At 42.1% G+C, this 10,862-nt stretch carries 9 protein-coding genes; 4 read left to right on the forward strand and 5 right to left on the reverse strand.

All coding sequences use genetic code 11. The features are described from left to right. The first annotated feature begins 1 nt into the window (after position 1). Positions 2-1,657: a glycosyltransferase family 39 protein gene (locus tag UH38_RS11690; RefSeq protein WP_045054815.1), complete on the forward strand. Its 1,656-nt coding sequence runs from the start codon at positions 2-4 to the stop codon at positions 1,655-1,657. Positions 1,658-1,753: 96 nt separating this feature from the next. Here UH38_RS11690 and UH38_RS11695 read toward each other — a convergent pair whose 3' ends face one another. Both UH38_RS11695 and UH38_RS11700 read right to left on the reverse strand, forming a co-directional pair. Next, the gene (locus tag UH38_RS11695) at positions 1,754-2,833 is read right to left on the reverse strand and encodes a RuBisCO accumulation factor 1 (RefSeq protein WP_045054816.1); all 1,080 of its coding nucleotides are present in this window, start codon (positions 2,831-2,833) and stop codon (positions 1,754-1,756) included. A 184-nt stretch (positions 2,834-3,017) separates the two neighbouring features. After that, entirely contained in the window at positions 3,018-3,704 is a 687-nt protein-coding gene (locus UH38_RS11700) for an HhH-GPD family protein (RefSeq protein WP_045054817.1), read from the reverse strand. 94 nt (positions 3,705-3,798) lie between these two features. Here UH38_RS11700 and ubiE point away from each other — a divergent pair, with 94 nt between their 5' ends. Next, positions 3,799-4,494: a bifunctional demethylmenaquinone methyltransferase/2-methoxy-6-polyprenyl-1,4-benzoquinol methylase UbiE gene (gene ubiE, locus UH38_RS11705; protein ID WP_045054818.1), complete on the forward strand. Its 696-nt coding sequence runs from the start codon at positions 3,799-3,801 to the stop codon at positions 4,492-4,494. A gap of 31 nt (positions 4,495-4,525) precedes the next feature. Next, on the forward strand, positions 4,526-5,755 hold the full coding sequence (locus tag UH38_RS11710; RefSeq protein ID WP_045054819.1) for a DUF445 domain-containing protein: 1,230 nt from the start codon (positions 4,526-4,528) through the stop codon (positions 5,753-5,755). Positions 5,756-5,822: 67 nt separating this feature from the next. Here UH38_RS11710 and hflX read toward each other — a convergent pair whose 3' ends face one another. The 3 genes from hflX to cofG all read right to left on the reverse strand — a co-directional run bounded on the left by hflX (position 5,823) and on the right by cofG (position 9,863). Continuing rightward, positions 5,823-7,508 (reverse strand): GTPase HflX, encoded by a 1,686-nt coding sequence (gene hflX, locus UH38_RS11715; RefSeq protein ID WP_045054820.1) that lies wholly within the window; start codon positions 7,506-7,508, stop codon positions 5,823-5,825. A gap of 67 nt (positions 7,509-7,575) precedes the next feature. Further along, the gene (locus tag UH38_RS11720) at positions 7,576-8,694 is read right to left on the reverse strand and encodes an acyltransferase family protein (RefSeq protein WP_045054821.1); all 1,119 of its coding nucleotides are present in this window, start codon (positions 8,692-8,694) and stop codon (positions 7,576-7,578) included. A gap of 215 nt (positions 8,695-8,909) precedes the next feature. Beyond that, on the reverse strand, positions 8,910-9,863 hold the full coding sequence (gene cofG / locus UH38_RS11725; RefSeq protein ID WP_045054822.1) for a 7,8-didemethyl-8-hydroxy-5-deazariboflavin synthase subunit CofG: 954 nt from the start codon (positions 9,861-9,863) through the stop codon (positions 8,910-8,912). A gap of 269 nt (positions 9,864-10,132) precedes the next feature. Between cofG and UH38_RS11730 the strand changes: the two genes are divergently transcribed. After that, positions 10,133-10,862 (forward strand): photosynthetic reaction center family protein (locus UH38_RS11730; RefSeq protein WP_045054846.1); only part of this gene is annotated, 730 nt, incomplete at its 3' end.

Raw genomic sequence — 10,862 nt, forward strand, 5'->3', positions numbered from 1 at the left:
AATGGTACGTCGATTACACTACCTGGCGCTAGCTGGGGCGATCGCTCTAGGTGCTATTTTACGTTTTTGGCATTTAGACAGCAAATTTTTGTGGCTAGATGAGGTGATTACAGCTATTTTCAGTTTGGGGCGCAATTATTACGATGTGCCATTGGATGTCGTCTTTCCCCTCGAAAGATTGGAGCAAATTTTTAGCTTTCAACCTGCTAGCTGTTCGCAAATTGCCAATAATCTTGCTAGCCAATCTACTCATCCACCCTTGTTTTTTTGCTTGATGCATAGTTGGTTTGAGTGGATTAACCCTGTTGCGCCTAATTGGGTATGGACGCTACGAGCTTTAAGTGCTGTTTTTGGGACGATCGCGATCGCTGCAATTTATTTACTTAATACTACAGCTTTTTCTCCTACTGCTGGGCTGATGGCTGCGGTAATGATGGCGGTTTCTCCGTTTGGGGTTTACCTTTCTCAAGAAGCGCGTCATTATACTTTGCCCGTACTAGCAATTACCTTGTCATTGGTAGGTTTACTACAAATTCAGCGAGACTTATTTGTTCGCAGGCGATCGCGTTTGGAGATTTGGGTATTTTGGGCGATTGTGAATATTATCGGGCTGTATATTCATTACTTTTTCATTCTGGCTTTAGCTAGTGAAGTTGTTACTTTGTTAGCGCTAATGTATTGGTATCGCCACAATTTACCTCGTCATAGTGTCTTAGCTTTTTGTCTAACTATGCTGGCAATTTTGGTTAGTTTTATGCCTTGGTTGCCTACTTTAGTTGCTCATTTTACTCGCCCTGAAACTAGCTGGATACCTACACCTCATAATGTTGCTCCTATATATCAAATTTTCGCTAGTTGGCTGTTGATGATTGTTGCTCTACCTGTGGAAAATCAGCCTTTAGCGATCGCTATTTTGTTTAGCCTGGTTATGCTCCTTTTTGGTAGTTGGGTAATGTGGCGCAGTTATCGAGGAATAAAGAATCTAGCGCAGCTACCAGTAGTTAATTTATCTGTATTTACGCTTGCTAGTTTTACTTGCATTGTCTTACTAGAGTTTTTGACAATAGTTTACGGTTTACATAAAGATATTACTATTGTTCCTCGGTACAACTTTGTTTATTATCCTAGTTTTATTGCTCTTTTCGCTGCTGGTTTAGTAAACGCAGATATTAAATTTAAGCAGAATAACTTTTTTACTATATCTGGAAATTTCTACTATTTATTATTTATTAGTTCGTTATTAAGCTGCATTTTAGTAGTTTTTAATTTTGGATTTCAAAAACCCTATAATCCAGCACAAGTTGCAACCAATATAATTCAAGAACCAACTATACCCTTATTGGTTGTAGTGGGATACAAGGATTATCAAGATGTGGCGCTAGGGTTGAGTTTTGCTTTAGCTTTAGATAGGGTAAATTTTGGTAGGGGAGAATTTGCCTTTTTTAAGCGATCGCCAGGATACAATTTAGTATGGCAAAAGTTAGCACAATTGCCGTCAATAGAAGCATCCAAGCTCAATTTATGGGTAGTTGCTCCTGGTTTGCGCCGTAGAGACTATCCGCTTAATTTACAGGTTGGGCAAATAGATTGCAATATAGATTTGCAACAACATTTTCGCCTTGGCGTACCCTATCAGCTTTATCGGTGCAGGCGTTAGACGTATTTGCAACAATATTACCGCCTTAGCGTACCCTATCAGGTGCAGGCGTTAGACGTAGTTAGACGTAGCAGTGCTACGTCTCTACATTGCGGTTTATTCGTCGATTTGCCAAACTTCTTTGGTGTATTCTTCGTCTAATATCTTTTTTGGACGGACTACGACGATAATTTTGCCTAATAGTATTACATTTGGTTGGGTTTCAAACCATTGCAGTTCTATTTGACCTGAATTATCAACGATAAAGTAGTTATTTACATCCCATTGACGATCGCTGCGATCTACTACTAATAGTACGGGTTCAACTGCGGGATTGGGCGCTTCAGGTAAGCGATCGCTATTACACAATATTACTACTGGATCTTCTGCCTTTAATGCTACCTGCCACCCTGGTAAGGGAACCCAAGCTTGCTCTCCGGCAAACTTTACCATTCCAAAAGGTCTAATATCTTCAACTATTGGTACAGCTTTAAAATCTGCCGTACTTATAGGCATTTCCCCCACTACAGGAACAATTCTTGCTAGTTCGTCATCTGCTTCTAGTCTGTAAAAGGGCAATCTTGGTGCGGGGCGGTGGGGGACGACGCTAAAATCTAGCAGCAGCCGCTCAATTTGCTGCCTAGCGCCTTGAGAATGAGCAAATTTGAGTCCTTTGGCAATCAGGCGCGATCGCTCTTGTAGGTCGTTTTTTTGGCGAATTAGCCGCCAATAATGGTAAGCCAAGGCATCGCCTGGGTGCTGGGAAAAGCCTTCTGGTAAATTAGGTAAACGCGAATATTCTTTAATTGCTTTTGCTACTTCGCGGGCATCGTCAACGTTGAGTTGCTGAGAGATAATTAAATCGGCAGCCGCCGCGCGATCGCTATGAGCAAGTAGGCGCAATTCATATAAAATATCGCTACCTCGCGTTGTATAGTGCGATTTTGCTGCCTCAGATATTTGGGCATTTTCTATCGAAGCATAAACTTGAGCGCCTACTATGACCTGATTTTGCTGGATTGGCTCAAATCCTGTCGCTTCAAAAATAGCTTGGGGAGTTAAGCCAGCTTTTTGTAATTTGGCACAAGCTTGTCCCCACTCCACCCAATTACCTTGCTTTTGTCTGAGATTGCGGATTAGGTTTTCTATTTCTTCGTTTGGTAGCGCGTCGTTGGAATTAGCAGGATTATCATTCATATAAGTTAAAAATTAGAGTAAAAACGAACCACATAAGCGTAGTGAAAGCGTTAGCCATTAGGCACGTTCACAAAGTGTAGCGTAGCGTTTAGAACGCGAAAAAATGAAATTTTGAGATAGTTTGTATAAGTGATATAGAAGCGCTCTTGTTTTCTGGGATAGTGTTAGTTACAAAAAGCTAGTTTTAGGTGACGAAATTGCACTCTTTGGCAAGAGGACAATTAGCACAGCTAGGATTTCTAGCCGTACAAATTGCTGCGCCAAAGTCTAGCAGCGTCAGATTCCATCTACCAACTTCTGCCTTGGGCGCGACTTGCTCTGCTGCTTTCCATAACAGTTTACAGCGGGACTTGACGCGATCGCCCTGCAATCCAAAAAATCGCTCAAAAATCCGCGCAACGTTAGTATCAAGAACAGCTAAAGGCTGAAAGTAGGCTTGAGAGCAGATGGCTCTAGCGGTATATTTGCCAACTCCAGGTAAAGTAAGCAACTGAGCTTCGCTAGTTGGTATTTTTCCTGCGTAATCTTTAAGAATTATTTGCACTGCTTGGTGCAACCGCTCGGCGCGAAAGTGCAGCCCTAAAGGTTTTAATAATAGAGAAATTTCTGGTAGTGATGCTGCTGCTAAATCGTGCAAAGTAGGATATTTACTCAAAAAACTGTTGTAAATAGGCTCGACTGTAACAGCACCAGTTTTTTGCAGCAGAAACTCAGCAATGAATATCTTGTATGGTTCGGTAGTACAGCGCCAAGGAAATTCTCGTAAATTTTCAGTAGCCCAAGTAGCTAATTTATGGCGAAACCACTTAACTTTAGCTGGAACCAGGATTTGAGTAGTTTTATCTTGAAAATCAATTACTGTACCTGTCACGGGCTAATCCCTTTTGCATTTAGTTGGCAATTGAGGTGTTGCCAGAGAGTATCATGAGCGCATATAGCTAATCTCTCTATTTAATCTAACTCTAATGAACTCAACTGATATTCAGGCTATTTTTAATCGCATTGCCCCAGTTTACGACCAAATGAACGATCGCCTCAGTTTAGGGCAGCATCGCGTTTGGAAGCAAATGACTATCAAGTGGAGTCAGGCAAAAACTGGAGATACTTGTCTTGATGTTTGTTGTGGTAGCGGCGATTTGGCTTTGAGTCTGGCGCGGCGCGTCGGTACTACTGGTAAAGTGTATGGCGTAGATTTTTCCTTAGCACAACTTGCGATCGCACAACAACGCTCTTTAACTCAATACCCTCAACCTAATATTACCTGGATTGAAGCAGATGCCCTAGATTTACCTTTTGCCGATAGTTATTTTGATGCTGCAACAATGGGCTATGGACTAAGAAATGTCACAGATATTCCCCGCAGCCTCAAGGAATTACACCGCGTTCTCAAACGCGGTGCTAAAGCAGCAATTTTAGACTTTCATCGCCCTAGTAATAGCTATTTAAGTAGCTTTCAACAATGGTATCTGGATAATTTAGTTGTACCGATGGCTGAAAATTTGGGGTTAACCCAGGAATATGCCTATATTAGCCCTAGCTTAGATCGCTTTCCTAGCGGACAAGAGCAGGTAAACTTAGCAAATGAAGCTGGTTTTGCTACTGCCACACATTACCCAATAGCTAGCGGTATGATGGGAGTGCTGGTAGTTACTAAAAGCTAAAAGCTAACAAATTTTTTATTAAACTCCTGCCTTGGACTGGTCTACTCTGTGGGTTTATGCTGCTCCGCCTGTAGTTGGCGGAATTATTGGCTATTTCACCAACGATATAGCCATCAAAATGCTGTTTCGTCCTTACCGAGCAATATACATCGGTCAAAGGCGGCTACCTTTTACTCCTGGCTTGATTCCTCGCAACCAGGAACGTTTAGCCAAGCGCGTATCTGATACGATTATGGGTTCGCTGCTTACGCCAGAAGAATTACAAAAATTGGCGCGGCGGCTGTTGCAACCAGAACGAGTCCAATCGGCTATTTTCTGGTTGCTAAAACTGTCTCTAGACCAGGTACGCATTGATAAAGACCAAAAAAGCACCAAAATTGTCTCAGGCATCCTCAAGGACTTACTAGGGCAATCTCTCCCGCGTTTGCTCAAAGTTTTGGCGCGGCGAGAAGACTTTTTAGAGGCACAAATTAATCAGATTTTCGACCAAGTATTATTAGATTTCCAACTCAGTGACGATCAAGCAACTAAGTTAGCTGACTGGCTGTTACAAGTAGTGCTACCGCCAGATGCAATTAGACAGTTGCTTGTTGATTTTTTGACCGATCGCACGATTCAATTAATCGACGAGGGCTTTCGCGAAAAAGCTAGCGGTACTTACTGGGTAGTAGCCAATTTATTTGGTTTGCGAAATACGCTTACGCGGTTGCGGACTTTTTGCCTAGATGAAAGGGATGCTTCTAACGAGCGGATAACAGAATTAATTAAATCATTGGCAGTACGCGATCGCTTAAAAAATTGGCTAAAAAGCATTTCCCTACAGAATTTACCTGTTTCTACAGTACGACAGCTAAGAAAAACTACCCGCGACACGATCCGCGATTACGCCCAAACACGCGGCGGCGAGTTCCTCAAAGGATTTAGCGATTCAGTAGATTGGGACAATATTGCTAATTTGCTGCTCAATAGATTGCGAACTTCAGCGGCGGTAGGAAGTTCCCTAGAAGTCGTCAGTAAGGAATTAGCCTTAATTTTGGAGCGTTACCTAGAAAAAGACTTAGAGGTAATTGTCGCTCAAGCAATTCCTATTTTATCAATTGACCAAGTAATCGTCGATCGCGTCAAATCTACATCAGCAGCAGACTTAGAAAAGGCAATTGAGGGTATTGTCAAAAATGAGTTGCAAGCAATAGTCAATTTAGGCGGCTTACTAGGCTTTGTAGTTGGTTCATTGCAAACTGTAGTATTACTACTACGTTGAGGCAGAAAAAAGATAAATCCCCTTCTGCCTTTATCTGCGTTCATCTGCGTCCATCTGCGTTCCTAAACTAAGAAGCAACCGCATAACGAACCAATTGGGCAATCCTTTGACGCAAAGTTTCCAAACCCAAGCGATCGCGTGCAGCAATAAATACAGCTTGGGGAAACTCTTCTCTCGCCAATGCCAAAGCATCGCCATCAGCACTATCAATTTTATTTAAAACCAAAAGTGCTGGACCAGGAGTTACAGGCATTTCTGATAAAATGCTCATCACCGCTCTAATTTGACTTTGCCAAGCAGGATGCGATACATCGACTACGTGCAACAAAGCATCTGCTTCTGTAACTTCCTCTAAAGTGGCGCGAAAAGCATCCATTAACGAGGCTGGTAGTTCGTGAATAAATCCAACAGTATCCGTCAGGACAATCGGCTGCGGTTCGCCTGTAGCTGCATCGGCGATCGTCATTCGGCGCGTAGTCGGATCTAGCGTCGCAAATAGTTGGTCGGCGGTGTAAACTTCGGAATTAGTTAAAGCATTCAAGAGTGTTGACTTACCAGCATTGGTATAACCCACGATCGCAATTGATGGCACTTCTTGATGTTGGCGCTGCTGGCGCAACCGCGAACGATGTGCCTGCAACTGATTTACTTCTGCTTGCAGCCTGCTAATGCGTCTGGCGATCGCTCGACGTTCGGTTTCTAGTTTAGTCTCACCAGGTCCCCGCGTACCAATACCACCACCTAATCTTGACATTGCTTGCCCTCTACCAGTCAAGCGCGGCAGCATATATTCAAGTTGTGCTAGTTCTACTTGCAATTTACCCGCCCTAGATTGAGCGCGTTGAGCAAAAATATCTAATATTACTTCGGTGCGATCGACAACTCTAATCCCAATTTGGGTTTCCAAATTGCGGATCTGTGCTGGCGAAAGATCGCGATCGAATACGATTAAGTTTGCTCCCAAAGTTTGGGCTGTTAAGGCAATTTCTTGAACTTTGCCTTCGCCTACCACTGTTTGCGGGTGAGGGCGCGATCGCTTTTGCCGCAATACTTGCAATACTTCGCCACCTGCGGTATTTACCAAGCGTTCCAATTCTTCGATCGTGTCTTGGAATTGGTGAGGCGCAAGATTATCTGTCATCATCCCGACTAAGATAACGCGATCGCGATCTGTATCTACTTGTTGCCCGACAAATTCTTGCTGAAATTCTGCTTCAATGTCTTCAATTAAGTCGATAAAATCTTGATTGCTCAATATATCCAAGCTAATTGGCGGCGTTACCTCCCAACTCGGAGATCCTTCTGGTGTGAGATGGGCAATATACCCGTCTTTGACATATCCTGTAGCACCGCCGCCGCGCCTCTCAAAGCCGGAACCTGTGACATTAAGTACGACTAACACATCTAGCCGCTGAATTGCCATTGCTGTTAAGGCAGCTTCATTTGGTGGTTCGGCTTTTAATTGTGTTGCTACGCACCTAATACCGCTTAATCTTTCTGCGCCATAGCGGGGTAGTTCCAAAGGTGGAATTTGCGTTTGTCTGGGCGTACCTACTCCCACGCGAATTACTTGTCCTCGGCGATTGAGGTAGGTACATACTGGCTGATTGATTTCAGTGCTGATTGCTGCTAGCCTTTGGGCAAATTCTGGCGTTGTTATGCGATCGCCTGGTATGCGTTGATGATACAAGCGTTGCAATTGTTTAATTTGGCTAGACTTTAGACCTTGAAGGTTGCCGTATATAGTTTCTATAAGCGTCTTACCAGTATATGGTTCCTGAATCCATCTATTTCTATTTTACAAAATCTGCGCTGGCGATTTATGTAGTAGTCCTAGCTTTAAGTACAAATTTTCTTCTACAGTAATTTAGCATTGGCTTTTCTATGTACGTATATACTAAGCAGCCGATCGCTACTGTTGCCAGAATAATTACTGCCATTGCTACTTGATAGCCGATGAAGTCAAGGATAGCTAACTTCAAAAACCCGATTAACATTGCCGTGATGATGACAAAATGCGTCAGGTAGATTGAATAAGATGCATCGCCTAGATACATCAAGAATTCAGGCGGATTCGAGGGTTTGATGCGATCGTAAGCTGATGCACCTAAAACTATCAGTGTTGATGGAATACCGTAGGCAATTACTGGATGAACGTAAAATTCTCCGTAAACATAATTATTGACGCTAGAAACTAAAATCCATGCACCGCCAGCCAACATTAAATATCTGCCGTATGAGATATTTTTAGCTGTAACTAAATATGCAACTATACAACCAAATATAAACTCTAAATTATGGCTGTTAAATATAAAGTTGATGAGGATATTATTTGTTAGCTCTATTCCCTGTAGTTCGCAAATAAACATTCCCGACACAATCAATACCCAAACGCCAAATATTATACTGGTAATTTTAGGCTTAAGTAGAATTGCCGCGCCGAACATCACATAAAATAAAGCTTCAAAACTCAGAGTCCAACCGACATTCAAAACTGGATAAATACCTTCATCTTGAGGTAAAAGCAGTAAAGATTTGACAATTACCCAAATATCTGTTTTGTACTCACTTCCATACCCAACTAAATAAACTGGTAATATTAAAAGCGTAATTAGTAAGTAAATTGGATAAATTCTTACCATTCGCTTACTAATAAACTCTTTGAATTTTTTTGGCTTGCCAATATCTTGCTTATGTACGTAATAAATAATAAATCCACTAAGAACGAAGAAAAAATCCACTCCTGCATAGCCAAATTTAAAAATTCCGAACAATAGATCTTGCTGCAAAAGTTCTGCACTTCTGATAGTTAAGTGATAAGCGACAACTAAAAGAGCAGCTATACCTCGAAAAACTTGAATGAGCGGCAGTTTATTATGCTTGCTCTTTAGATTTGAATCAAGATTTTGGCTAGGCTGTAAAGTATTTAGCGTCGTCATGTTTAATATCTAAGTTAAGGGACAGAACGGTTTTTTTGAGCTTTACTGCATAATAGTGTTCAAACACCTCTACCCTAAGAATGAGATGCTACCCAGTACCAAGCTTAATAACTATTTGGCTATGAAACTAATTTTGCTTGCGAACAAGATATTAGTCCAAGTTATCGAAATAGAGTATAAATGATTTTAGATCTTTTAGCAAAAAGCTAATTTTTTTATTTGATAGTAATTTGCCACTTATAATAATTTGCTTGTAAATTTGGTGACAACCAGCCTTCATATTGAGGATAAATAGGTAAGCGAGGCATTAGTTGCCAGACATCCAAAACTAAAATATTTGCAAGTTCTTCAGCGGAAATATGAGGATAATCAGGATTAACTTCATCCTTTGGTCCTATTCCCCCCAAATCTCTAGCACCAGCCTCTAAACAAGCAAATAATAAATTAGGTTCGGCAACTAAATTAGGTGGAATTTGAATAGTAATTTCTATTGGTAAAATTTGTCTGGCAATGGAAATTGCCTCAATTAATTGTTGCGGTTTAAAGGCAGAGGCATTAAAGCTTTGCTGGCTGCCTGGAGAGTGAGGTTGTAGAATAACTTCTTGAATATGACCGTAGCGCTGGTGCAAATTAGCGATCGCTTCTAAGGTATCTCGCCAATCATCTACTGTTTCCCCAATACCTAGCAATAGTCCTGTGGTAAAGGGAATTTGCAATTGTCCCGCCCATTCTAATTGCTGCAATCGCAGTGCTGGAACTTTGCTAGGTGCGTGCTGGTGGACTGTGTGTAGCAACTTGGGTGTTAGTTGCTCTAGCATTAATCCCATAGAGGCATTCACAGTTTTAAGCTGAGACATTTCAGCGAAACTTAAAGGACCGACATTAGTGTGTGGAAGGAACCCTAATGATATAGCTAGGTTGCACAAGTCGTAAACTAGATTAAACCATGCTTGGCGGCGAGGCGATCGCGGATGCACTTCTCCGCTCAGAATGAGAATTTCACACACGCCTTGAGTTTGCAATTCCAACAACTTGTTACGTGCTGTTGCTAAGTCCAACCAAGGGCTTTTTCCTGGATTAGTGCGGAAATTGCAATACGTGCAGCGATTGAAGCATTCATACGTAGGCACGATTGTATAAGCTGGACTATAAGTTACTACTTTGGACATAGGTAGAGTGGTTTTTGGCAATAAGAGCGAGGTTCTTACAGTAGCTAGTTTGCAGTGCTGGCAAGCTTTTGAGCATATTTAGCTATATAAATAGCAAACAACCCCCTTTTCCCACTTTTAGCAATTTTCAGCCTCAAAGCTAGGTTGTAACAAGATTAAAAAAAGCTTAAATACTTTACAAAACGAAATAAAGGCATTAATGTATTTATTAAGGAAGCACAAGCGCGACCTTACATTTTACGAACTTACATTCAAGCACTCATAAACACATGACAACAACATTACAGAGACGCGAAAGCGCCAACGTATGGGAGCGGTTCTGTGCCTGGGTAACATCAACTGAGAACAGACTATACGTAGGCTGGTTCGGAGTATTGATGATCCCCACACTCTTAGCAGCAACAACCTGCTTCATCATCGCCTTCATAGCAGCACCTCCAGTAGATATCGATGGTATCCGCGAACCAGTAGCAGGGTCATTAATCTACGGAAACAACATCATCACAGGTGCAGTAGTACCATCATCAAACGCCATCGGCTTGCACTTCTACCCAATTTGGGAAGCAGCCAGCCTAGACGAATGGTTGTACAATGGCGGTCCTTACCAATTGGTAATCTTCCACTTCCTCATTGGCGTATTCTGCTACATGGGACGTGAGTGGGAACTATCATACCGCCTAGGAATGCGCCCCTGGATTGCAGTAGCATACTCTGCACCAGTAGCAGCAGCAACAGCAGTATTCTTGATCTACCCAATTGGTCAAGGTTCGTTCTCTGACGGTATGCCTTTAGGTATCTCTGGAACATTCAACTTCATGTTGGTATTCCAAGCAGAGCACAACATCTTGATGCACCCATTCCACCAGCTAGGAGTAGCAGGTGTATTCGGCGGTAGCTTATTCAGCGCCATGCACGGAAGCTTAGTAACATCGAGCTTGGTACGTGAAACAACCGAAACAGAAAGCCAAAACTACGGCTACAAATTCGGACAAGAAGAAG

It is taken from the genome of Aliterella atlantica CENA595, from assembly GCF_000952155.1.
In the GTDB taxonomy this organism is placed as follows: domain Bacteria; phylum Cyanobacteriota; class Cyanobacteriia; order Cyanobacteriales; family Chroococcidiopsidaceae; genus Aliterella; species Aliterella atlantica.